This is a genomic window from Arthrobacter sp. P1_D4 (genome assembly GCF_056406115.1).
Genome location: NZ_JBFUAU010000015.1, coordinates 24,464 through 50,701, shown reverse-complemented (window position 1 = coordinate 50,701; position 26,238 = coordinate 24,464). Strand labels below are relative to the sequence as shown.

Here is a 26,238-nt window from a genome sequence, read left to right as displayed (position 1 = left end):
AAGCTAGATTTCCAGCTCGATGTCACCGGCTGAGAGCTTGCTCGCGTTCTGTTCTACTTCACTCATGTCCTCGCGGGACAATGTAAGTGAGTAGTGCTGGCGCGGATCGAAGTCAGCAAACTGGTCGACGCGGTCCAATACGTCACCCACCAGCTTCTTTAGGAAAAGCCGGGGCGCAATGCCCACCCTTCCCCCGAGGCCCCCAGCCACCGCAGAAGCCAGATCCTTGAGGTATGCGTCGTCCACCAGAGCCCCGATGCGGTCGCCAGAGGAACTTCCCGCCGAGTACAGATTTCGCACGCGTTTGCCCAGCTCAACCAAGGAATCATGGTTGAAGCCGGCCAGCCTGATCTGGACCGCACGAGGATTGTCGAAGCGACCGTCCGTAGCAAAGTCCGTGGCTAATCGCTGCGCCAGCGGGGGCAATCGCGGCACGCCGGAGGGACCGTCGAAGAACGCGGGCGTGCCGGTCATGACAAGGTACAAGCCGGGAAACCTCCCAGAATCCACTTCATCCATGAGCTGGCGCAGGGCATTCAACGCCTTATCCCGGACGTCACCCCGGACACGCTGCAGCGTCTCGACCTCGTCCAGAACGACCAGCAGACCAGGATGCCCCGCATCTCTCAGGACAAGCAGCAAGCCCTGAAGGAACCCAAGTGCACCAAAATGATCGAGGTCACCGCGGACTCCCGCGATGCGCTTTGCTGCTGCCGAGACGTGCGGCTGGCCGCCAAGCCACGCTGCAAGCCCATCGGCGGCGGGGGCATCACCGGCGGCGACGGCAGAGCGGTAACCGCGCAACGCCTGCGCGAAAGCAGGCGTCTTGGCACTCACTGAGGCCAACCGATCGTCCAAAAGCCTGGCCGTCGCAGCTTCGAGCGCACCTGCTCCGGCATCAGCGAGACCGGGCTCCGCAGCCAAAGCGTCATCTTCCAGTGTGAACAACCAGGCATCCAGGACGGAACGGAATGCACTCGGGGCGACCGATGCAGTCCGAAGCGATTCTGTAATCCGTCGATAGACAGTTTCGAGCTTGTGAAGTGGCGTCTCCGTTTCCGAGATCTGCACTTCGGCGGTGGCGAAGCCGTTCTTCAACGCCAGCTCGGACAGGTATCGGGCGAAAAACGTCTTGCCCGTGCCATATTCGCCGCGCACTGCCTTGACGGTGGCGCCTCCGGATGCCACAGAGCTGAGCTCGTCGCTCAACGCGACGTGGAATCGGTCCAGGCCTACGGCCAGCAGGTCCAAGCCGTTGGCAGGAACGGTACCGCGGCGAAGCGCGTCAATTACCTCCCTGCGGCGACGTGGCGAAACGTCGGCCGTCACGTCCCGACCTCAAATTGCTCGCGGAGCAGTGGTTCGTCGAGGACAAGTGAATTCCCGTCAAGCCGCAGAACTGGGTAGCCTTCCACATTGAGTAGCTTCTGCAACTGTGCAACAGCGCCGCTGATGCGCTGAATCGGCACGCCGATCGCGATAGCGGCAGCATGGAGAGGCAACCGTGAACCTGCCGTCGTAACCGCGGCGTCGACGAAGGCTTCGATCTGACCATCGAGGAGCGTCACGCGTCCCGCAATTTTTCGTTGTGACTTATAGCCGGCGGTGGCCACGACGCGAGCCCCCAAATTGGCGGGCTTCTTTCCGACGGTAGGTACGTTTTCGGAACCTTCAAGCTCCGAAAAGAGATCCGGGCCTTCGTCGCGGGCCTTCTTGCTTTTTGGCGGAGGTGGCGCGGGCTGCGCCTGGGTGGTACCCGAGGAAAGTGACCACCACAGCGGTTCCTGGGGTGGCGCCAGCTCCCACCCTTCGGGCACCACTCCGTCCGGGACGACGACGGCGAGGGGCACGACGGCTTCAGCCGGCGATCCTCCCCCGTGGTATCCGGCCTTGAGCGGCCCATATCGGAGACCCTCGTCGACCGCCAGGATAGCTTTTCCTCCGTGGTCCAGAACTCGTGGCCCGCTCACGGCGATTTCGTCTACACCAGGAGTTCCTATTGCTGCGCGGGACCGTGCGCTGGAGATCTCGTCATAGCTCCGCTGGGTACCTGCGCGCCGCTCGACGATGTGCCCGTGGTCGGCGGTCAGCACCACCGTTCGGCCGGCTGCAAGGGCGGCCGACAGGAGGGGTCGTAGGTGACGTACCGCGTCGTCTGTCCAGGACGTACCGGCGGGATCGCTGCGATCGAGAGCGTCATCGATGGTGTTCAACACGGATCCCACGAGGGGAAGCCCCTCTGTGTCAGCTATGGCCGATGCCACATCGGCAGCGAGCAGGTGCCCGGGACGCGAGGAATCGAGCGGCTTCTTGTGAAAGAGCACCGAGCCCTTCAGGCCGGCTGACTTGGCGACGGCGGCAAACCCAGTCCGTTCCTCGGACTGTCCGCCCGAGAGCAATCTGCCCGTCAAGAGAGACGTGCGGCTGTGCTCGGTAATTGTCGGCAGCACTGCCAGTCCGCAGGCTCGCCTGCTGGTTCCCTTGGCAACTATCTCGGCCCATCCGTCCGGACGAGCTAAGACGCTGGCCATCACCTGCGTCGCGACGCCTGCGCTCATGCCGTCGAGGACAAGCAGCAAGGTTGGACTTTGTCTCGCGAGCTTGGCGACCACCTTGGGCAGGATATCTTCGATCAGCCAGACGGGCTCACGCCCGGAGACTCCCTCGATGAGGCTCGCAGCAGACGTGGCGATGGCCAGCTTTTGCGCGAATTCCCGGTCATGTAGGGTCCTCCGCTGCTGAGCTCTGACAACCGTTGATTCGATAGAGCGCGCCAGCTCGGGTTCGTCGATGCCCTGCGCAGCTGTGTTGATAGCAGCATCAACCCAAGCGTCGGTATGGCTTTGCCGTCGGGCCAATGAGGCCAGATCATTGCCGTCGGCAGAATCCTCGGCCAGCCATCGCTCAAGCCGCACCGCGGCCTGGAACGGCTGCCGTCTGGAGTCCTGAGCGTCCTCGAGTCCAACGGCGCTCAGCGGGTGTTTCGTGACGAGATCCCAGGCAGCTTCCACCGACTGGATAGTCCCGCCGAGGGCGCGGCTCAGATCTTGGTATGCCTGGTTCAGGGAGGACGGCAGCAGGTAAGAGTCGTTTGCGAGTGGCTGGGCATTGACGTCCTTCAAGACGCGGTCGGCGGCCGCAAGTGCCGCCTGACCTGCGCGCCAACTCTCCGGGCGCGCCAGCATGTCCTTAACCACGCCGATGCACATGGCACCGAAAGCCTGGAGTTCCGCGCCGGTGATGGATTCGCCGGCCCACCGGTGCTCCAGTCGCGCCACAGCGAGTTCTGCCTGCGTTCGTTTTTCGCCCGATCCGCCTGCCTTAGCAGACGTCAACAAATGGAGGACGACGCCGAGCGGCAGCACTTGTTCTGGCTGTCCGCTAGTCAGAAGATGCAACATTGGGCGTTCGCCGTCACCGAGCCGTGCAGCGAGCCAGCGGAGGACCGCATCGGCCAAGGCATCGCCCGCGTCACGACGAAGATCGCCGATCGTTGCAGCCGCCCCAAAGCCGGACGTCCAGGAGAGCACCGCAAAAGCATCGATCCCGTGGAGCGGCAGGCCGAGCTGCTTACTAGCCACTGAGCCGAGTGCGTGGTCGCGGGACAGTACGCCAGCAGGCGCCGGGGGCCATCCGTCCTCGGGCGCCGTCCTAAGAAGCCCATATGCGATCTCCGCACGATGCCCTTCACGAAGCAGTGCTCGGTCCAATGAAGTCGCTGAGAACCTCTGCCGTACGGCGTCCCAAGGGTCGGGGTTTCGCAGCTGCTGCCAGACGAGGTGCGAAAGGATACCCGGGCCGAGATCGGACTCCGTCCGGTCGGTGAGAATCACCAGCCACTCGGCGTCGCGTTGCTGATGCAGTGCATCCCGAATTGCCAGCGAGGAGAGGCAGGGCACGACGTCGATTCGTTGCCCTTTGTCGGCGAGCGTCGCGGCGCCTGCCGGGTCAGGGACGGCACGGATACCAATGACGCCGCCCGTGCGCCTACCGTCAGTGCCACGGGCCTTAGCGACCATCGCTTGAATTGCGGCCGGGGTGACGGAAACAGCCGCAGTCGCCTGCCCAATCATTCGATCACTCTCCACTGAACCTCAACGGACTTGACTCCGGACGAGAGTATCTCCTGTAGTTGAACTTCCAACAAGCTCAAAGCATCGCCAGGCTCGAGAACTGTCTTCTGCCAGTGGCCACCTCGGCCGTCCCTTCCTCCGTTCGAGCCGCCTGCGCCGCCGCTTGGACCTGGTGGTTTCACTGCTCCTGCAACCCAAGCAAAACCGTCTCTGTCAGCCTTCTCAAGAGCCGCAGTAGCCCGGTCCGCCTGTTCGTTCGCCCGCAAAGACCCCCGAAGGTCGTCTAAGATACGGCGAGCACGAGTTGACCGCTCGTCCTCACCCGCGCTGCCCTGCTTCAGTGGCCCGAGTCGCTCCCATTGGAAGTCTCGGAGCCTTTGGGCCACAAGACTTGCGGACGACAGGGATTTGGCTGCCTCTTCGTCTTGGCCTGGCAGCTCGAGGCCAGCCAGATGCCTGATAAGGACGACGCCGCTTTGGTCTCGCAGCACGCCGACCAGTACAGATGTGCGGCGCGCCATCTCGAGGCGGAATCCGTCTGAGATCTCGAGCCGAGAATAGGCGCCTTCGAGGCCCGAGACCAGAGTCTGTGAGGGCTCGTACAAGGCTTTAGCGCGCTCCTGAACGTCGCCGGACAGCGCAGCAACCGCCGACGGCGTCAGGTATGGACGGTCGGCAACACCAAAGATCGTGGCGGCACGCTTCCGCGCCTTGTTCCACTCCTCAGCTGTCGGCATCGGCTGAGGTCGCAGCTCCATCCCCGGCTGCAGTGTGCCAGGCACCGGCAGTCCGGACTGTGGTGCACCGAAGCTGAACCAGGCACGCTGGCGCAGCAGCCCCCACCCCAGAATCACCAGGTCAGCAACTTCCGGTCGCAATCCCTGGGATGGTTCCACGGCATCGATGACCGCGCGGAGCTGCGCCACAGTTACCGCGCCGTCTTCATCCACGCCGTTGCGGGACAGACCGCGTACCAGCGTCGGGCCCCAGTCGCCGAAGCGGTCGTCGCCGAACAGGAAGTGGGTCTCCGTGGCTTCGCCGACGCGGAGCGCGTTGGCCACGCGCCGGATGCTTCGCGCATCGCCTTCTAGCTGGACGCGGTGCTCAGGGTCGCCTGCGGCGCGTTCGAGATGCGCAACGACGGCCTTCAGCTCAGGTTGGCGGACTTCGGCGTCGGCCGGCTCGAACTTCGGGTGCCCCGGATACGTGGCATCGAAAGCCTTCGCTACGAGCTGTTGAAAAGCGGACGCCAAGCTCGCGCCCACCGGTGGGGCAGGATCGAACCCCGGGTCAAGGGACCACAGAACCTGGCCTGTACCGCCGTCGTCGAGCAATGCCCCTGGCTCCGCAGATGCTGCACCGTAGGCCTGCTGGATGACTCGAAGCAGGCTGTCTCGCAGCGAGCTATGCTGCGCTTCCAGAATATTGCGGGCCTGGGCCCGGTCCACTTCTCCCAAGTGGTCCGCATGGCTAGCCCACCGGTCACCGCTGCCACCCAATAGCCAGTCAAGGATGACCAGCCGGCGCAAATCCTTCATACGGTCTCCGGAGAGGAAGCGTGGCAACCACAGCACCGTCCGCGAGGTGAAGTTTCGGGACCGGAGCGAATCGATGCGCTGGATGTCCTCCGCCAACGAGTGCCCGGATTCATCGAACGGGTGGTCGATGACGAAGCGCCAAGCGCCTGCACCGGCCTGGAGACGGTCCTCCGTGATATCCCCGGCATCCCGGACATTGCCAAAGACGATTTCAATCTCGCGCTTGGAGCCCCGCCAGATGACGCCGTGACGATGTGCGCCGCTGATATCCGGTGAACCGAGATCAATTCCCAGGCTCTCCGTGATCAAGGCACGAAGCAGCTCGCGCTGCCTGCCCGCGTTGTCTTCTCCCTTGGCCCGCTCCACGATGGATTCGTAGTCGACGTCTGAGAGCTGAACCCGAATGACGGGATTGCGGGGATCCGCATCCACGTGAATTTCAGGAACGTGGCGTGCCCAGTCGCGAACCTTGGACAGCACAACTCCTGCCTCACCTCCGCGCAATGGGGAGACGATGGAACCGTGGTTGAGTGATGCCAGGCGTGCGGCGGTAAGTCCCTTCAGCGCCGGGACCTTGGGCGCAACAGCGGAAAGCAGTAGTGTCTTGGCCAGCCGGTCGTCGGCGAGATAGCCGCTGGTGACTCGGTCGGGTTGATCCAGATCCGTCTGCGCCAAGCCATGAACCCGCATGATGAGGGGACGGAGCTTCTCTTGGTAGAGCTGCGTCGCCGACCGGAACAGGGCGGCAGCCTGCGGGTCGAGGACAGCGTCACCTTTGCCCTGGACGATGTAGTCAAAGGCGTCACCCACTGGAATGACGTCATCAATCGTCAGCGCATCGCGGCGGTCGACGAGCATCTGCTGCATGACCTTCAACGCGGTCCGGTCCCTTTGCATGACGCTGGACAGGGAGCGCAGTGTGGAGACCAGCGCTGGCGAGAACGGGTAGGTCATCCGGAAGGCGGCCTCGTCCGATCCGCGGTGCTGATCAGACGCGTTGACCCCGTCAAGGAGTACATCCCAGACTGCAGGAGCCCGGTCGAGCCCGGAAAAGGCGTCTTCGATAGCGTGGCGTGCCGCATCGTTCTTCGGTTTGAGAAGCCGTGCGCTGGCCACATACGGCAGGTTGTCGTCGCCCAGGACGATTGGCAGGAATCGTCCTTCTTGGTGACGGAAAGCTCTGTCTAGCGCTTCCTGTTCGCTGCCGCTGGCACCTGAGTCCGCAAACCAGCGGCGGAGGTCCATTTGGCGGGCAACGATGGAAATGAGCGGTGCCGCAAGCCTTTCGTATTCACCTTCGACGAGCTTGGTCAGTTTCTGCGATTCGCGGCGGAAGAACTCAGGGGTCTGCATGGCGAACGCGAGCCAGAGAACCAGTTCGTCGAGGAACAGGACGACGGCGTCGTAGCCGAGAGACTTGGCGTGGTTGGACATCGCCTCAAGTCCGGTGTCCAGATCCACGTACTCGGCATGGCGCGCGTAGGACTTGAAGTAACTGTCCACGAGCGCGCTCACCAGTTCCTGGCGCTCCGCGCTCTGAGGTGCCGCTGCCCGGGCTCCGTCATAGCGGGCACGGTCCCACGAGCTGGACCCTAGGAGTCCTGCCCACTCGTCGTCGCCGGCCTCGGAGCCAAGGCCAGCAAAGAACGCGTCATCTCCCAGCCGCTCTCTCAGTCCCTCTGCATCGCGCAAGAGAGCGTCAGAAGGGAAGAAGGCAGGGAGGGGTGCCTCCGGGTGGAGTACCTTGATCTGTTTGATGTAACTGTCGAAGAGCTCCTGCTCCATCGAGTCCGCGTCAAGAAAGTGGAATGCCAGCGGCAGAATCTTCTTGTTTTCCAGCGTTGGATCATGACGTGCGACGACGGATTGCAGTTCAGGGAGCGAGCGTGCATCGGGATTGTGCTGGAGGAGTGCGTGGAGGACCGCCATGAAGTGCGATTTACCGGAACCAAAGGACCCGGCGAGGAACGCGCCCCGGTTGAATCCCGTGCTGAGTGCGTTGGACACGAGTCCGAGCGCGGCGTCGAAGGCATCAGCAATTGCGGGGGTGACCACGTAGTCTTCGACAGCATGTTTGACACCTTCGCCGGAAACGCTGTCTGTCAGCCGAAGGACGTAGTCTTCGCTTCCGGCACGGTCTGGAATCTCAAAAACATCCCGCAACAACTCGGGCATTGCGCCTTCCCCTTTCCGGCTCTCGTTCTTGTCGTTCGCGAAGTTCATTGTGTCACCTTAGTTCTACGGCCGCGGGCGGGCGTCGGGGGGCGCCAAGCTTTGAGCTGGTCATGGGACCGATCGATTTGGGCCGCCCGTTCTTCAAACTGCTGGGCGCAGAAGTCGGCCATGCTCACGCCGTACGCGGGGTCGATGTCGGCGTGCCACTGTTTCACCCACGGGAGTATTTCGCCCATGCCCGCCACGAGCGGAATAAGTTGTTCGTCTGGTGCGCCGTCTGCCACCAGCTGATCCATGATGGCGGCCAGCGCCAAGGACTGCTCCACATGGTTCCAGCCGGCCCAGCCCAGTAAGAGCGTCTGGTCGGTGGAACGTCCTGCGCCCGGGTAAAGGATGAACCGTTCCTTCGGCAGGTCTAGCTTCCCTCGGGCTTGCCACCACGAGGATTTCCGAAAATCCGCCGGCACATATCTTGGGGGAGCAGGAATAACTCCAACGTCTTGGCCCGAGTCTTCCTTTCGCTGCAGGTCCCAGGTCTGCTCCCAGGTCTCGCGCTTCCGTAGTCCAGAGTCTTTCAAACGCTGCGCGGCAAGGTAGGGGACCGCCTCGTCCGTCACCAGCCGGATGAGTGTCTTGACCACGTCGACATCCCGACTGCCGTCCCACAGCGACAGCACGGAGAGGAAATCGTCGTCCCGGGAGACCATATCCGCGAGTTGGCTCACGCTGCGGGCCACTGGGCGGCCCTGCCGGTCGAACCACAGCGACCGGTCCTCAAGGCGGTCCGACAACCAGCGGCGCAGGGCTCGTTCCTGCTGCTTCTCCCAAGGCTCCCTTGCCCACCGCCGCTTGTACTCAGGCCGTTCCAGCAGGCGAATAGATGGGTTCGACTCGATGAGGTCTAACCGTCGCTGTACCAACTCCCGGTATGCCGCCGGCCAATGCGGCGGGATCTCCGTGATTGATGTGGAGCCATGCCGAGCAAACCACGCCGTATCCAGGTCGCCGGCCGCGAGCTTGCGCGCCAGCACGATTTCGAAGGCCCGCTCACCAAGGGACACCTCAGGAAGATCGTCCCCGGCGTAGGTCAGATCTTCTTCGATGAGTCCGTAACGGCGGAAGGTTTCCCAGTCCAGCTCCTCCTGCAGGGCGATCATCTGTCGCTGCATTGACTCGGATTGTTTCCGGGCTTCCGCCATAAGCTCACCGGATGGGACCGCGAGCTTAACTACGGATTCCGGTGCTTGGACTGATTGAAGTCGTCCGAGCTGGTCGAGGCGCTTGGCCAGCTCTACTGGCAGTATCGCCGGCAGGGGGAAGTCCTGCAATGTGCTGCCCGTCAACTCGTAGAAGCGTTCCCACTCCGCGCTGGCGATGCCACCACCGATGCCGCCATTTCCCTTATCGTGGCTGTTCTGCTTTAGCCAGAAGCAAGCGGTGGAAGAGTTGAGAACGGAGAGCAGGGCGAGATGGTCGTCCTCGGTCGCGCCCTTCGGCAGCTTGATGACGGGTGCGTGGGAACCGAAGATGTTGCCTCCGCGATCCAGAGCGAAGTGATTGTGGGTGGCTACGTTTGAAAATGAAATTGACAGAGGGGTCGTGTAAGCAGAGGACGTGTGTTGCATAAATTCCCACCACGCCCGGCCAGCATCTTCCATGTTCCCGCTAAAGGTTGACCTCGCTCGCAGCAATGCGCGGAAAGGCCAGAGGTCGCGCTGAATCTCTTCGCCGGCCGCCTTTCCGTCCTCGTATGGGTACAGCACTAGTTCGGCAGGGGCCGCCACGAAATCCCTCACATCTTCGCCAGCTAGGAAAGGCCGAACAGCTGGCCGCGCCTGGTAGTTATAGCACTGGATGCGAGGACGGATGAAGGCATCGTCAGAACCGATTCGAACAGCTCTACCGATTCCTGGGTCAATCAAGGATGAGAGCCTGCGGGGATTCTTGTCTATAGCTTCTCGCAGATCCATAGCACCACCGCCGGTGAGACTCCAGGGGTGGGTGGAGAGGGAGCCGCGGGGAAGGTCAGTGACGCTAATCCATTGGTCATCGTGGCTGGGACGGCCGACGTTTTCGGTGATGGACTTCCAGACGAGTCCGTGGGCGGGGTCCTCGGGGCGCCCGGGTTCACCGCGGACGCCGAGCACGGCACGGACCGTCGCATGGGCGGGCCGCTGGTGGCGGCCGACAATAATGACCGTGGGCGTGCCGTGGCCGGGAATGTAAGCGCCGGAAGTGTCTACTACTAGGCGCAGGTCCTGGCGGGCAAGGAAGTCCTCAATGAGCTTAGAGCCGAACCCACGCCTCATAAACGAGTTGGAAGTGATCTGGCCCGTCCACCCCGCTGGCTGCTCGGGTGTGCCGTGCTTGGCCAGGCCGAAAAAGCGCTCCATGAAGGGGACTGTCAAGGCGTAGGTTCCCTTGCACGTCGAGTAGCGCTTGCGGTAGGCCTCGTTGAGCACCTTGTCCTTGACCGTGATGTACGGGGGGTTTCCGATCACAGCGTCGTACTGGCCGGGCATGAGAATACGCTTGAGCTCATCCAGATCCTCGGTCACGTAGGAAAACCCGGAGAGCTTCGCGTCGGGGTCAAATCCTTCAAACTGGAACTCACGCTGGACCTGCCCGTGTAGAAGCGAGTCCCCCGCGGCTAAGTGGAAGTTAAAGGCTGGGGCCAGTTCCAGGGACGTCTCGCTACAGGCCCTAAGGGCGGCGACGGTGAGTCTGAACCGGGCGATGGCCACCGCGAAAGGATTCAGATCGACGCCATGGACCGCGTCCAAGGCCTTTTGAACCCGGGCACGCGCGTCCATTCCCGGGGCCTGGACTGCCCATGCATCGGTCAGCCTCGCGAACGCCCCAAGGAGGAAGTGCCCCGAGCCACAAGTCGGGTCGATCAGCTTGAAGCCGTCAAGCGGACGCTCAGTCAGGGCCGGCATCAGGGTCTGATCAAGGATGAATTCTTCAACGAACTCCGGGGTCTGCAGGAGAGCAAACGTCTTCTTCGCATAGTCCGAAAGGTCCTGATAGAGATCGCCCAAGAACCGAGTCGACAGCGCCGAGTCAGCCAAGTCATACGACGATCGGCCGGCGTCGTCAGTCTTCCGCCAGAACTCCAGGATCTCCGTAGCCATGCGGCCAGAAGGCTGGACCTGCCACAACGCCGAGTGCTCCCCGACAAGGTCCGCGGTGGCCGGCAGCTTCTTCAAATACTGAACAGGCTCGAGCAGCCATTCCCGGTCGGTGAGCTCCGGGTGAGCGCGGAAGAACACGATCTGCGCGTCCAGCGCCTCCTGCCGCCGAGCCCCAGGACCGGAGATCCATACCGGTCGGACCAGAGCGTTATCCTCGGCGAACCGGATGAACACCGTCGTCAGAATCCACGCAACCGCGGCCTGGGTGATCTTGTCGTCCCGCCACGCCTGCCATGCCGACGACGTCCGCTGCGCATCCAACGCCCCCTGGTGCTCTGCCTTCCAGCGCGACAAGTTCTCATCGTCCTGCACCAACCGTTCGCGCAGATCGTCTTCCAGCCGCAAGACAAGCTTGCGCAGATCAGCGGTCAGCTGAGACGAAACAGTCATTCAGGAACTCCAATAGCAGGCGCGGTCTTGAGGATTGTACTTGCCTTCGTGTCGACCCAAATGTGATCGAAACGGACAAATTGATTCGGAGAAGTCTGCACGGGAACGCTGTCCAGCAGCGGGCCTTGATTGGCGGCCAGCTGCGGCACCACCAGCCAGACTGCTTGTCCTCTGGCCACGGCCAAGTCGCTCAGCCGCCGCAGAACGTGAGCATGTCCGTACCTGGCCAGCGGAGCGGCTTCGGTGAGCAGAACCGGGCGCGGAGTGCCGCCGTCGTCCTCTTGCGTCATCGCCGCTGAAATGGCGAGCTCGACGGCCGGCAGGGCCCGTTTCACCACGGCGGCGAGCCCCTGCCCGGCGCGGCTCTCCCTCGGCTGAGCGTCGGCTGTCAGGAGGACGTCCCACGGCGGAACCTCGCGCTCGTTGGCGAGACGCTTCATCTCGTCCATGAGAATGCCGGTGAGATCAAGAACCCGCGCGTTGAACTCGTGTTCGAGGACGTTGACCAGCTTGTCGATTCGATCCGCCGGACACCCGAGGGTGAGGAAAGAGCGTCGAGCCGAGCTTTCTTCGAGGCGCCGGGCCACTGAGCCGCCATCGATGTCGTCAGTCTGGGACACCACCACAGTCGGCATGTACGAATGAAGTCCCGTTGTGTCGCCGCCTTCGGTCGGACTGTAGTACCACTGAGACGCCTCATCGAATTTCAGGCCCAAGCCTGACCGGTCCAACAGCTCATCGAGGGCCGGCCGGCGCGGCAGGCCCGGCAACGCCGGGAATCGCGCATGGACCCGGTCCTGAACTTCTTTGGCGCTGAGCCGTTCCCCGGTGCTAATTCCCTGGAACGTGAGCGCCACGGCCTTCGCCTGATCAAGATCGCGCCGGTAGAGTTCGGCCGCACCGGTGAAAGCGGCAGTCTTGGACATTTCAGCCGCCAGCCGGACCAGTCTTGTGCCGTCGAGAAGTCGTGGATTATCCGCGGCGAGCGATTGTACGGTGGGCAACAGCCTTGTCCTTGCACGGTCCGCGGGGATGAGCTCCTCGCCGAATGAGCCGCCGATCAGGAGCGCGTCTGCATCCCTGCCCAGTGCCTCGGCAATGTCCAGGAGACCGGGCTCCCGTGCGATGGCGAGCGCCCGTCCATCGCGACGCCGCAGCTCCATGGCACCGAGCTCTTCTTCGGCTCGGAGCTGTGCGCGCCGTCGATCAACAACGATGCGAAGAAGTCCTAGGGCGGAGCGGCGGGCAATGTCGTCCCGGATGCGGCCGCCCGTGCTGGATCGAAGAATCTCTTCAGCAAGCTCATTGATGCTGGCCACTTTACCGAGGGCATCCAGCCGTTCATCCACGATGCTTTCGAGGCTGCGGAGAAGCCCCAGTGCCTCTACATCTTCGGCCCAAGCTTTATGGAGCGCTTCGAGAACCTGATTGGCTCGACCGGAGGTCACTGCAGTCGGCAGGGCAGCAGCAAGCTGTGCTTGTGTGGCGAACGCGTCCGTCTGCCCTTCAGCGCCCAGAATCAGCGCTACCATCTGCCCACGGCCGGGCGACCGGGTGGAAGACACGCTGTCGGTTAAGATCTTGGCGATGTCCTCCACCGGAGGCAAAGCGCCGATGTCCGTTCCACGGTCCCCTGCGCCGAACCGGTCTCGCCATTGTTTGGCACGGCTCTTGACCTCCTTGCGCGTGGGCTCCGCGACCCCCGACAGTCTGTTGAGTCGCACAGCGTCCACTGCCGCCAGGTCCCCTACCGTGCGGACACCGAAAGGTTCCAAAGCAGACAAGGCCCGGGCGGATAAGCCAGCTGCCTCGAGCTCGGTCTCGACTTTTGCCTTGGCTGCGAGCTCGTCTGCGTCCTCCGGCGCTGTCGTCGTGCCGTGGGTAAAAGCGCCCCGCCACACCGCGAGCATTTCCGCCGCTGTGTCGTGACGCTTGCTCGCATCGCGGGCAAGCGCGCGGCGGAAGAAACCAGCAAGTGAAGCCGCTACCGATGGGTCAAAGGACTTGGGCTCAACGGTAGCTTCGTCCGGAACAGCTGCCGGGTTTGCCAGCGGATCGCCGTAGTAGGGACGGTGTCCGGTTGCCATTTCGAACAGCACGACGGCGGCGGCGTACCGTTCGGCAGCCGAGTCGAAGCGCGGACGAAATCCCCCGAGAAACGGGTCAAGGTAAGGCGGTGTGCCGGCGTCGAGAGCGGCAGCGGGCGCCCGGGAAAGCGAGAAGTCAAAAAGAACAAGGTGCTTCGCCTTGCGACTGTCTTCCCGAACTCCGAGGTTACTGGGCTTGATATCGCGGTGATCGATGCCGGCCTTATCCAAGGCAACAACAGCGTCAAGCAGGTCCGCGCCGAATCGTTCCAAGAGGTCAATGGAGAGTCTCCCCCCACGATCTCGGATCAGTTCGTCGAGTGTCTGGGAGCCGGCACTCTCCAGCAGCAGTACTGTCCGACCGTTGAGATTGAACGGCCCTTCAACGAGAGTGGCGAGGCGGGGGCCTCGAAGCCGCCCGATAACTTCGGCTTCGGCTGTCAGCCGGTCCGCAGCCTTGTCATTGACCGCGACCTTAAGCACCCGTTCAGTTTCAGTGCCGTCGGGTCGGGTGTCCTTGACCATCAGCCCCTGGGCTGTTGATCCCTTGCCGAGTCTGCGGAGGACAGTGAACCGGCCCTCTCCCAGAAGTGTTCCTGGCACCGCATCGAGCGGATCGGTATCTGGCTCGCTGTCCCTCGGTCCAGGCGCACTGCTGTCCAAGGCATTGAGGAATTCCTGCACCGTGCGCAGCCGCTCACGCGGGACCGGGCGGGTGGCGTCCAGTACCGCTTTGCGCAGAGCCGCGCCGACTTGGGGAAGAACCGGGGCGATGTCCAATCCCCCCTGCTCCCGCAGCCGCTCAGCGAGCGCCAGTGAAGAAACCGCCGGCCGAACCATGGTGACGACGTAATACGCCAGGGCGCCGAGCCCGAAGACATCCAGCCCCACCCGGTCCGTGGCAGCCGCACTCCACCGTCCTTCGGGCGCACGGAACGCCTCAGTCAGCCAGGCGTCATCTCCCGCTGCGGACGCGATGGATGTCTGGTCCGCACCGAAAAGCCGTGTTACGCCGTCGTCGCCTGAAAGTCCGGTCGCCACAGCGGCGGCCGCTCCCGCTGTTTGCCAGTCACTGACTTGCACGCGAAGGCGATCGCTGGACCGTGCAACCCATACAACCTTTGGCGAGAGCCCGCGGTGCACAACTGCGTTGCGGTGCGCGTAGTCGATAACTTCGGCAACCTGCCGGATGATGCTGAGTTGGTCCGCCAGGCTGACGCCGTTTCCCTGCTCAGCAATCCACAGATCAAGCCTCTGCATGGACTCATCGAACGGATAGACCAGCCCCACACCGAGGTCGGACTCGACCATGTCCCGGGGTTTGAGCAGCCCGTCGTGGGACAACCGGTTCATGACCCGGTATTCGTGTTCGGCGATCTTTCGCGCACGGACTCGCTCTGCATTGCCTGCCCCGGGGTCTGCCACCTGGAAGCGGATGCGAGCGGTGTCCTGCTTGACCACCTGGTGGTAGGCGCGCCAGTCCTGCCAACCATCGCCCTCGTCCAGAGCGCCGTCTTCGATGATCCATGAGCCCGCGGTGCGTTCGCGTCGCTGGACAAGGCCGATCCGAGCCATCAGCTCGGCGAGGATGACTTCCTGGTTTTTACCGATGGCGCGGTCAGCGCGGGGCTCCTCTAGAAGGAGGTCGCTGATTCCGGGAAGATTCGACTCGTTTTCGCGTTCGTCGAGACCGAACAGGTGCGAGGCAGCCGTGCCGCTCATTTCGCTGACCATACCAGGGTGGTGCAGGAACACAGATTCCTGGACGTATGGAATGATTTTGCGCTCGTCCGCGATATCGACTTGCTTCTCGCGCGCCCAGGACCGCAGTTCGTCGCTGAGTTTGGACTTGAAGCGCTGAGCCTTACGCCTTGCCAGGAGGAGCGGTGATTCCTCGGCCCGTCGGCCGTCACGCAACCACTGGGTGTCGTTACCGTACAGTCTGCCGGAGTAATACTTTAGTTCGATCAGGTGAAGGCGGCCGCGAGCAAGCACCAAAGCGTCAACCTCATGCCACCGCCCTTGGCTGTCCAGGAACTCGAAGTTCGTCCAAGCTCGGAAGGGCGTGGTTGTGGGCAGCTTCGACTTGAGATAGCGCAGTCCCTCGATCTCATGGGGAAACTGCGAAGGGCTGACTTCAACCCAGCGTTCTTCAGTCAACATTCCCCCTGTGAAATTCGCCGTCCAGCACCTGCGTGAGCGCGGCCAGCCTTGAGACTCTAGCCTTCCGATACTACTGGGTGATGCGACAATCCTTGAAGCTGACTCGCGTGACTTTCGCTTCGGTCCGCGGTGGGTTGCACCGCGGCGACCGGCAACCGCGGTTATGTTTTGAGAAGACAGCTGTACCGCTATCGATCTAAATTCAGCTAGGAGCCCTGTGCCTGGACAACCGGAAAGCACTTTCGACGTCGACGGGGCCGCCGAAGCCGCAGAACGCGTGTTCCATCACGAACCCGGAACACCGTTTCTCGATCCGAAGGAACCGACAAACGAAGCGGCCGCGGCTGCCGCGGTTCGCAGGCTCGGCCAACTATTCAGCGAGCTCCCTGCCTCGATTCGCCAAGCCCTGCGTGGTGCAGAAACCAACGCGGGCCACTTGAGCGATGACCGGCTGCAAGGGCTTGCCGAGCTAATCCAAAATGCCGATGATGTCGGCGCAACGCGGGTCACGTTCGCGGTTGAGTCAGGACCCACTGGGAACGCCATCCTGTGCAGTCACAATGGCAGTCCCTTGCGCCTTATGGATGTGATGGGACTCGCTACCCCCTGGTTGAGCCTGAAGTCCGCTGACTCCAAAAGTCTCGGACGGTTCGGGATCGGACTCATGACCTTAAGGTCGCTGTCGGATTCCCTGGAGGTTTACTGCGGCCATTTCCATCTCTCCTTAGCGTCGCAACGACTGACGCCCTTAGACTCCCGGGGCTTCCCGGAAGGCACCGGCGGCGACGGAACAACCGTATTCCGCATACCTATCAGGGGCGATGCCGTAACGGAGGACGAGATTGCATCTTGGCTAGATTCCTGGGGCGACGCTGGGCTTATCTTCCTAAGCAGCGTGCGAACTGTGGAAGTTCTCGACCGCGATGGCGACCCCGTTTCAGGTGCATCCCTTTCGCGAGGAGAACTAACCCAGCTCAACGTTCCCGGCGGAAGTATGTCGTCGCGCGTGGTGAGTGCCAGCGACGGGCGCCGATGGCTCGTCTACTCGCAGGACGCGCCGACACCATTGCATCTGAGCCGCTCCCTGAAGGCTCAGGCTGCTACGACACTGGTCTCGATTGCGTTCCCTGCCGGCCATCATGATCCGGGTCATATCCATGTCGGGCTCCCCGTGCGCCCGGTTGGATTTCCCTTCCGCGTCTCAGCACAGTTTGATCCGCTCGCCAGTCGACGCGATGTGGCCGACAACGATTGGAACATCGGATTGATCTCGGCCGTCAGTCGGCTGTGGCTGGATGCCTGCCTGGACGTTTTTGATCATTCCCCTCAGTTGGGGTGGGCGACCATTCCGCTCGTCGACGAGCTAAACAAGGACGTCCGAACTCACGGCAGAATACGCCAGGCTATCGACGGCCTGCTGATGACGGATGCGCGGACGACGCTCGCTAAGACCCTGAGATTGCACACACCCAGCCATGGTCAAGTCGGCATGGATGATTTGGCATTCGAACACCCCGACCTCACTTCCATCCTTCAGCCCGAAGACACCGCAAAACTGGCTGGGCGGCCGGCAGCACTTCCATTGGATGCCCGGGATTCGGAAGAGCTGTGGCGGGTTGCCCTAGCGGATTTGGCCAGTGTAGGTGCCCCGACGCCCGAAGTCGTCAGCGTTGGCGACGCCCTACCACTGCTGGAAGAGCTCAGCCGTCCACCGGCCTTCGTCAGTGACCTGACAGCCGTCGCTATTACCCATGGCATTGGTTTGAAACTATCCGGTGTTCCCTGTCTAGTCCTAGACGACGGGTCACGAGTATCACCGGACGAAGTAACCGGTACGTCGGCGATCGTCGATGAAGACGCTGCGGCACTTTGGCACGTTCTACGGATGGGTCTACGGCTGCATCCTGAGTACATCGCACGTCACGGCTGGCATCGGGTCCAGACTTGGCTCGTCGAGCGTGACCGTTTTCTCGTCGGAGCAACGCCTGGACAGGCTCTTGCCCGGCTTGCTCGCTCCGGACGAATCGGCGACGAACTACCGCATCCTCTCAGTGACGCTCAAGCAGAGGAGCTCCGGGCTGCGCTCGAGGCTGCCAATGACACGGACCGAGCCAATTGGGGGCCAGGCATCGGCATGGCCGTTCGATTGGATGCCACCGAGTACGACCTAAGGGGCCAACGTATCGACGTTAAAGCAAGGCCGTGCGATGCCTACATCATTGAGCGCGAGGCTGGCACGTGGCAAGCAGCCGCGGGCAAGACAGCCGGCTTGACTTGGCTTCACCGTCGGTATGGGAAAGCGTTGCGTGCCGAATCTGGCAGGACTGGCATTGGCGCGCAGCGGCTCTTCCGCCTCCTTGGAGCGGAGACTGCGCCGCGGCTGATTGCGCACCCCAAAGCCAGGCAGCGCTTTGCCAACGGGAAACCGGGCGTGCCCCGGGACCTTCCGGAACTACCTAATCGCAGGGAAGTTCTACAACAGAAACGTGCGACATTCACCATCGATGACTTCATCTCACCCGACTTAGATGCGGTGCTCCGCAGCATCGCGGCCGAGAAGTTCGCGGTGGAGCGGCGACGACGCGCCAACGCTGTGCTTTCAACTCTGACCAAGGCATGGGACAGAATCGGCACGCACTCTGAAGCATCAGCTGTGGAGCCACACCACGTATGGCAGGACCGCGGCATCGTTCCCGCCTGTTGGCTGTTCAGCGCGGCTTCGATTGCCTGGCTATCCGACGGCAACCGCAGGGCGGCTCGACCCTCCAGCTTGAATCTCCGCAGCCCCGGGAATGTAGCCCTTCATGGCTCCGACCCGACTAATTTCCTCCATTCAGAGCATGACAACCCTGCATGGCACCACGTCCTTGAGAAACTCGAAGTGCACGGCGACCCAAGGGCTAGTGAGCTGATCCGGGCGCTCGAAGACGTGCGCGCCACACATGGAGATGACCCCGCCGCCGCTGAAGAGGCAGCCGCCCCTTTGTATCAAGCCCTAGCACAGCAGATCCCGTCCAGCATGATATCCGAGAGATCGGTCGGTGATCTGTCCAGGGCCCATGCCGTGGCTGCGTTCGGACGAGATCAGGGTCTCATCGCCACAAAGAACGGTTGGCGCCGTCCGAGCTCCGTCCTAGGCGGCCCCCCCGTCTTCGGAGACTATCGAGCATTCGTACCAGCAGTTTCCGGTACGGAACGCCTCTGGCGCCTCGTCGGCGTTCGGCCACCCTCGCTCGATGACGCGCGCGACGTCATCCGCGCAGTCGCGAAGAGCGACGTGATGAATCCCGATCGACTGATAGTAATGCTCGAGTCGCTGCGGCTCATGTCCAAAAGCGTCGAAAGCGGGTCCGGTCTTGGGAGAAAAAATCTGAGCCGTACGCCTGCCTGGACGAGTCAAGGATGGACCACGCGACGGCCGGTGCTAGCTATCGTGAATCGGCAGCTCGCAGAAGCGTTAGAAGAAACCACCGCAGTCTGGAAACCAGGGGGCGATGTTCGGCAATTCGACAATTTGATCGAACCTCTCGCGCTGACGAGGCTCGATGAAAGCGCCGTGCGCGTTGTGGGTGGGAAGAACGCGTTTGAGGATGAGTGGGTTGCTGAGGTCTTCCCGCGAGCCGTCCGAAACCTCCAAGCCGATCTCTCGATGAACGACGCAGTGGCGGAGCAGGCACTGACCGTACCTTGGGATGAACTCGTTGGCTACGACGTACGAGTTCTTCCCGGACTCAGCCTGAGCGTGAACCACGCCCAGCTCAAAGACAGATCGCCTCTTCGCGTGGGGGCATGGATCGACTCGTCAGCGAGGACTTTATATCTAGAGGACGCCGCTGAGGGTGGTCGGGCAGCCACCGGAGGCAACGCACTCGCTTCCCTGTTCGGCATCGAAGCCCGTCGGGTCGCTCAAGCATGGATGGCGGCTTGGTCCGATGGAGTAGACGGTCACCGCGCCGAGACCGTGACTCTCGCCTCGCGACGAGCAGCCGATGAGGCTGCTCGTCGTGAAACCGCAAGCGAAAACCGGCTAGACAATCTCCGACGTCAGGCAAAAGCGAAGCGCGGGATCAACCACTGGCCTGCGCCTAAGATCCAAACCGCCGACGGCTCGCGGCCGGCGCCAAATGACAGTCTCCCTCTCCCAGCCCGCATACTCGTCGACCCCAGTAACCTGACAATCCTCAACCCTGATGGAACCATCCGAGACAGTGGAGAGACTGGTGCAGATTCCTCTCGACGCACGGAGAAAACCATTGCGCTGAAGTCGCCAGATCGGGGCAAACCGAAGCAACCGTCGGTGGGCCGCGGCCCGGTCAATTACACTCCCGAAGAACGAGAATCAGTAGGCATGGCTCTCGTCCGCCACGTCCTTGGGGGTGAGGAAGCTGGAATTGTAGACATCAGAAACCAACACAATGTTGGCGCAGATGCGATCGATGATTTGCAGCGATTTTTCGAGCTCAAGGTTTACCGAGGTGCGATACCAAACGTCGTCCAGCTAACCGATTCCGAAGTTCAGCGAGCCTTGAATACCGAGGACTTCTTCTTGGTGCTGGTTGGAAATGTGGAGCAAGGAACCGATCAACCTGAAGTGCGCATTCTAACGGACCCCCTCACTCAACTTTCGGTCGAGCCCACGGGAACAATTCATCTCAGTGGCGTCAACAACGCACGGGCCTTGGTTTACTCGTTTGGCACACCGCAGGTGCCCGCCGGCGAACAGCAAGCCCAGGACGCGGAAGCCGCCAGCTCAGGAGTAAGGGTTGACACCCCGAGTGGTTGTTGATCGAAACTTCAACTGATGCCGGATGTTTCACCTGCGGCATCGAAGCGCCGTCCCCGAATCCGTCGTTATGAGACGCCAAGTGAGCCTCTCGTCCGACAAGAAGCACCCGAAAATTAGCATGGCCGACTAGTCCGCGTCCCCGGAGGAATGAAATCGCGGAGGTACTCGCGGAGTGCCTTGTCGTGAACGTAAACGTAAGTCCCGTGCATACCCCTTGTCATGAGGACGGCATATATGTTGATGATGTATCTGAGCAAGTCATCATCGGTATACACCAAACCCAGCTTGGGATTGTTTTCCTTGCCTTTTTTGTCGAAGTAGCTACCCCGGTCGATAACGATAGATTGCGTTTTCGGATCAAAGCGGAGATCGGGACCGATGATGACACCGGCATAGTTCAGATCGTATCCCTGGACCGTGTGGATGGAGCCAACCTCGTCTACTGAATTCTTCGAGTTAATCCAGTCGGTTTGGGTCTGGTTCCAGCGAAGCTGGAGCCCGTCAATTTCAATGTCGAATGCCTTAGGGTCAAGCTTCGTTATCCAAGGCCACGCGTATCCGGCAACAAGGCGAGCAAGTTGGGTCTCAGACTCCCGCCTGCGGATCGCCTCATGCATGTCCTTGACGTCATCAAACAATCTAAAATCGTAGTCATCAAATTGCACATAAAGCGGCGGCTCGGCCGAAAGCATCCCACGAACATACTTGATATAGTCGGCGCCGCCCTTGACGCGCATTTGGGAATGTAAACGATAATACCGCTTCTCGCCCTGAGATTTTAGCAAGAGAGATCGAACCAAGTCCTGGGGTAGGTCAGCAGGCCTTACGCTCTGTTCGGCGTCTACTAGTAGGATTTGGTGCCTACTGCATTTGCGAATCCAATCCAGCTGAGTGATCGAAAGGTCATCCATGCCAAATAGGGCTTCGGTAATCTCACGATATTTCTTGTTCTGGGGTCCTGACGGTTGGTTGGCACGCTGGCTCAGCCTATGTGCTTCGTCAACTATCAGTAAGTCATAGTGCTCCCCCTCCGCGGGAGAAAGGTCAAATGGACTCAGAACCATGGCCGGTTGAAGCGAAGGTGTTTTGGAAAATACCTTCTTGATTGACGAACGCAGCGATTGCTGTGGGACCACCAGACCGATCTTGAAATCTTCAAGTAGATCGCGGTTTCCTTCTAAGAAGTAATCCGAAAAAATCGAGTCGCTATCAAAATTTTCCCCCTCTTTTGAAAGCTGGATATCACTAATGAGTTTCATGAGGTAAATTGCGATGATCGTTTTTCCCGTGCCAGGGTCGCCTTGGATGACGCTGGTGCTTCGTTCTTTATCCTCAATGTCAGCCAGAATTCCATCCATTATGTCAGCGACCGCGCCTGCTTGATCATGATTCAGCGCCTTGAACGGTGAAAACTTAAAGAGATCGCTGTTTTCTATTTCAGGAATCGAGCGTTCAAACATTCCTTCTGTACGCAGTTCATCAAATATTTGCCTGAAAGAAGTTGCGTAATTTGCGCGATCGTAGTAATCAGAGTCGGTTATTCCACCATTCCCATTCAACACCCGGTAGCGCCCCTCACCGGCGAACAGCCTGATCAGAAATGACTCCAGGTCAAGGCAGGCTGACTTATGGAAAGTATCATCGATCACAAGGTGCATTTTTTGTAAAACGCTTTTTTCGGGTGATTTTAGATGCTGCCGCATGCGGGAAGAGGCACTTCTTGACTCGCCGACATAGACATCCTTTGAGTCATTTAACGTGTACACGACCGGCCAGTTGGTGAATCGGTCGCCGCTGTGGCTCAATTGCTCGACGGCGTGAGGCGTAAAATTTCGTCGTTCAATCCTAAAGCTCGTCATACTTCAGACTCCGCCCACGAGCCTTGTCTACCGGGTACTTGCTCCGAGATTCTTCCAGTTTCCTTGCCACTATCGTGTCAGGGTCGAGGCCTAGACGATCAGCCAGCAGGTATGCATAAGTCAGGACATCTGCAAGTTCCGACTGAACTCGCGCCGGGTCTGCCTCTTCGCCCCACTGGAAGCACTCCAAGAGTTCGCCCGACTCAATCGAGATCGATTTCGCTAAATTTGAGCCACTGTGGAACTGACCCCACTCACGCTCGGAAACAAACTCCCGCAGCAACTGAACTACAGATTTTTCAGACATGATTTCACCGCATGCCCCCAATCATGCAAGTCCGAGGAACTGTATGTTCAGTCACCGATGCCAGCTGGCCACGATAACCAGGGGGTTCATCGATGACCTCGAGCATCGGTTAGCCGCACGGACCCAGGCAGTCCGGGTAGATTACTAGGCACAAATAGTCCATAAACCGGCCACCAGGTCCTTCCTAGCATTCGGTGTGTTCTGCACCGTCCGTGGCCGCCTAGAACTTGAGACAAATTGACCTCGCGTTATTAGAGAACTACTGCGCCACCGCGGCGGCCGAGAACTATTGGGCCACCGCAGCCGCCGTCGCAAACACATCCGCCGGCATGGGCCGGTGCAGCTTCCAAGTGATAGCGATCGGCTTCTCCCCCGCGTGCTGGACGTAATCCACCTGGCCCAGACACGTGTACGGAACGGTCAGCCCGGTCTCATCCTCTGAAGTATCCCGGGTGAAGATGAGGATTTTCGAGCCGTGGGAAGCACGGTCCAGGTACCGCCGGCCAGTCGGGCTTCCCGGCGATGTCGCGTTCTGCGATTCCCAATGGAACAGCTCTGGGCTGATGGCGTAGTCCTTGTACATGGTGGTGGCCGAGTGCTTCTTGTCGTCCTTATTGAGCGTGACAAAGAAGGCGTCCGTGGAAGTCGCCGGGCACCAGGCCACGCCCTCCCGGTGCTGCACGTTTTTGCCAAGCTCCAGCGATCCGTACTGCAAGCCCGCTAGGATCTCCTCGCGCCGGTACGTCGCGTGCGACAGCAACGGGACGTTCTGCAGGCCCGCCCCGAGGCCCGTGGCGGCATGCCTGGACGCCGCCACGCCGAGCTTCACGATCTGGCGGATCTCGCTGCAGACAAACTGGTAGCCGCGCAGGTAGTCGAGGCCGGCGTCGTACGTCGCGAAACCGCCGCCGTCGTCCCAGAGCGTGTAGAACAGCATGCGGGCGAACGTCTGCTCCCGCATGCCGAGGTCCGCGTAGCGGGGCGCGTCGGCGCCGACGAGCATCGAGTAAGCCTCGGCGCGTTCAAGATCGTCCACATGGATCAGCGCTGCCATGCGGCCGAGGAGCCTCTCCTCGCCCGAGTCCGACAGGTCCTGGATCTTCCCACTGAGGACAGCTTCGACCGGCGAGAACCCGTGGATCAAACTGGCCTGGCGAAGGTAGCCGGTCCAGGAATCCTTGGTCGAACGGTAGATCGACTTCACGTCGTTCCCGGACCGCTCCAGGTAGGCCTCCAATTCGGTCTCCGCGTACGAGGCGATGTCCCGGACGAGCTGCGCTCGGTTGAACCGCAGCTGGGCCTTGATGTTGTCCAATACCACCTTCTGCGCCACCCGGTCCAGCACGATCTGCGAGCCCGACGGCAGGTAAGGGAATTCATCCTCGACAGCCTTTTCCAGCTCCTTGCGCCCATAGCCGGTAAGCGCCCGGTAGCGCAGATCGAAACGGAACTCACGCCGCTGCTGGCCGATGAAGTCCATGACCGTCAGGACTGCCTTGCCCTCGGCACGGCGCAGCCCGCGCCCCAGCTGCTGAAGGAAGATCGTGGCGCTCTGCGTGGGCCGGAGCAGCAGGATAGTGTCCACCTGCGGCAGGTCTACGCCTTCGTTGAAGAGGTCGACGGCGAAGATGCAGTTGATCTCGCGGGCGGCGAGACGTTTAAGAGCCGCCGCACGGTCGGCGTCGTCGGTGCTCCCGTCGACCGCGACGGAGGCGATGCCGGCGCGGTTGAAGACCTCGGCCATGTAGTGGGCGTGCTGGACCGAGACGCAGAAGCCGATGGCCCGCATCTGCTCCGTGCTGGTGACCTTGTCGCGGAGTTCGCGGATTACCTTGGCGGCGCGGGCGTCGTTGCCGGTGTAGAGGTTGCTCAGCTGTGTGGTGTCGTAGTTGCCGCGCTTCCACTCCAATTGGCTGAGGTCAACGTCGTCCGAGACGCCGAAGTAGTGGAACGGCACCAGCAGGTCGGCATCCAGCGCGTCCCAGAGGCGCAGTTCGCTGGCGGTGCGACCGTCGAAGAACTGCTTGGCGACGTCGACGCCGTCGCCGCGTTCCGGCGTCGCGGTCAGTCCGAGGAGCTGCTGCGGCTGCAGGTGGTCCAGCAGCCGGCGGTAGGTGGGCGCCATGGCGTGGTGGAATTCATCGATCACCACGACGTCGAAAAAGTCGGGTGGCAGCTGTTCAATGCCGAGGGATGACAGCGACTGGACGGAGGCGAAGATGTGCTTCCACTGCCCCGGTTTGTGTTCCCCGACGTAGAGTTCGCCGAAGGCGCCGTCCTGCATGACGTCACGGTAAGTGCGCATGGCCTGTTTCAGGATTTCCTGACGGTGGGCGACAAAGAGCAGCTTCAGATCACGGCCGGCCGCCTCACAAAGGCGTTTGTAGTCCAGGGCTGCGATGACGGTCTTCCCGGTACCTGTCGCCGCGACCACGAGGTTGTGGTCGAAACCCTTGAGCCGCTCAGCCTCCAGGTCTTCGAGCATCTCCTCCTGGTGGAGAAACGGCTGGATTTCGAGTCCAGTGGCTGCCCCGGGGATTGCCGTCCGCCGGCCGCCGTTGCGTTCCAGGGCGGCGTCCAGCCTTTCGCCGTCGCGTTCCGGATCGTAGCTTTGGAAGGCGCGCTGCGCCCAGTAGCTGTCGAAGGTGACCTCGAACTTCTGCAGCAGGGCGGGCGTGCCGACGGAGCTGAGCCGGACGTTCCATTCCAGGCCGTCCAGGAGGGCTGCCTGGCTGAGGTTGGAGCTGCCGACGTAGGCGGTGTCGAATCCTGAGTTGCGGCGGAACAGCCAGGCCTTGGCGTGGAGCCGGGTGGCCTGGGTTTCGTAGCTGATCTTCACCTCGGCCCCGTATCGGGTGACGAGTTCGTCGATGGCCCGGCGTTCTGTGGCGCCCATGTAGGTGGTGGTGATGACGCGGAGTTTGGCGCCGCGTTCCTTGAGCTGTGCGAGGGCAGGTTCGAGGAGCCTGAGTCCGGTCCAGCGGACGAAGGCGCAGAGTAGGTCCACGGTATTGGCCGATTCGATCTCTGTCCTGAGTTCTGCGGCGAGGTTGGGATCGTCTTTGCTGTTAGTCAGGAGGGCGGAGTCGCTCAGTTTGGTGGTGGGGCGGCGCAAGCTGCGGCGTTTGAGCGTGTCCGGCCGGTGGAGCGACTGGAGCTGGGTGGGACCGGGTGAGATGCGGTCTGCATGCTGTAGCTCTCCGAGGAGCTTGTTGGCGAGGGCCACGCGTTCGGTGGGTTTGGCTGTCGCGAGGGCTCGCCGAACAGCGTCGGCGACGTGGCGGGAGATGATATCTGGGGAGTCTTCGTCGTCTATGTCTGCGAAGACTGGCTGAAGCGCAGGCGATTTGTCGAGCAAAATGCCAAGACCGTCCGTTTTAAGCCGTTCATACAAACCTTCACGCAGCTCATCGGCTGTCTTTCCCCCACTGAAATAAGTCACTGGGCCAGGGTATTTGTTGGAGTTCGAAAATCAACAACCCAACGATCATGTGGCGGTCATTCAGGAATTGACTCGTTCCGAGGGCGGTCCTCGATTCAGCACTCACGTCATTCCCGGGAATATGGGTTCCATGAAATCTCGTGTTTCAATGCTTCAACAACCTCAATCATTGGAGTCAGATGACCCCTCCCGGCCAAACTTCACCTGACTTGCCACGCCTGATG

The 26,238-nt window shown here is 61.4% G+C and carries 9 protein-coding genes; 1 reads left to right on the top strand and 8 read right to left on the bottom strand.

The genetic code is table 11. The features are described from left to right. Positions 1 to 3: 3 nt before the first annotated feature. Genes brxD through pglW form a run of 5 tightly spaced genes read right to left on the bottom strand, consistent with a single transcriptional unit; the run spans position 4 to position 15,620 of the window. Positions 4 to 1,329: a BREX system ATP-binding protein BrxD gene (brxD, locus tag AC1D0A_RS15360; RefSeq protein WP_476946207.1), complete on the bottom strand. Its 1,326-nt coding sequence runs from the start codon at positions 1,327 to 1,329 to the stop codon at positions 4 to 6. Further along, entirely contained in the window at positions 1,326 to 4,073 is a 2,748-nt protein-coding gene (gene pglZ, locus AC1D0A_RS15355; protein WP_476946206.1) for a BREX-2 system phosphatase PglZ, read from the bottom strand. Before pglZ ends, brxD begins: the two co-directional genes overlap by 4 nt. After that, complete coding sequence (locus AC1D0A_RS15350) at positions 4,070 to 7,834, bottom strand: BREX-2 system ATPase PglY family protein (protein WP_476946205.1); 3,765 nt, start codon at positions 7,832 to 7,834, stop codon at positions 4,070 to 4,072. Before AC1D0A_RS15350 ends, pglZ begins: the two co-directional genes overlap by 4 nt. After that, complete coding sequence (gene pglX, locus AC1D0A_RS15345; protein WP_476946204.1) at positions 7,831 to 11,370, bottom strand: BREX-2 system adenine-specific DNA-methyltransferase PglX; 3,540 nt, start codon at positions 11,368 to 11,370, stop codon at positions 7,831 to 7,833. Before pglX ends, AC1D0A_RS15350 begins: the two co-directional genes overlap by 4 nt. Continuing rightward, on the bottom strand, positions 11,367 to 15,620 hold the full coding sequence (gene pglW / locus AC1D0A_RS15340; RefSeq protein ID WP_476946203.1) for a BREX system serine/threonine kinase PglW: 4,254 nt from the start codon (positions 15,618 to 15,620) through the stop codon (positions 11,367 to 11,369). The genes pglX and pglW overlap by 4 nt, the downstream gene beginning before the upstream one ends. A gap of 217 nt (positions 15,621 to 15,837) precedes the next feature. Between pglW and AC1D0A_RS15335 the strand changes: the two genes are divergently transcribed. Beyond that, a complete protein-coding gene (locus tag AC1D0A_RS15335; RefSeq protein WP_476946202.1) occupies positions 15,838 to 20,406 on the top strand; it encodes a sacsin N-terminal ATP-binding-like domain-containing protein in 4,569 nt (1,522 codons plus the stop codon). Between the two features lie 113 nt (positions 20,407 to 20,519). Here the strand turns inward: AC1D0A_RS15335 and AC1D0A_RS15330 are convergent, their stop codons facing one another. The 3 genes from AC1D0A_RS15330 to AC1D0A_RS15320 form a co-directional block, all read right to left on the bottom strand. Further along, entirely contained in the window at positions 20,520 to 22,265 is a 1,746-nt protein-coding gene (locus tag AC1D0A_RS15330; protein WP_476946201.1) for a DNA/RNA helicase domain-containing protein, read from the bottom strand. Continuing rightward, positions 22,252 to 22,572 (bottom strand): nucleotide pyrophosphohydrolase, encoded by a 321-nt coding sequence (locus AC1D0A_RS15325; RefSeq protein WP_476946200.1) that lies wholly within the window; start codon positions 22,570 to 22,572, stop codon positions 22,252 to 22,254. Before AC1D0A_RS15325 ends, AC1D0A_RS15330 begins: the two co-directional genes overlap by 14 nt. A gap of 286 nt (positions 22,573 to 22,858) precedes the next feature. Next, positions 22,859 to 26,014: a DEAD/DEAH box helicase gene (locus AC1D0A_RS15320; protein WP_476946199.1), complete on the bottom strand. Its 3,156-nt coding sequence runs from the start codon at positions 26,012 to 26,014 to the stop codon at positions 22,859 to 22,861. Positions 26,015 to 26,238 lie beyond the last annotated feature (224 nt).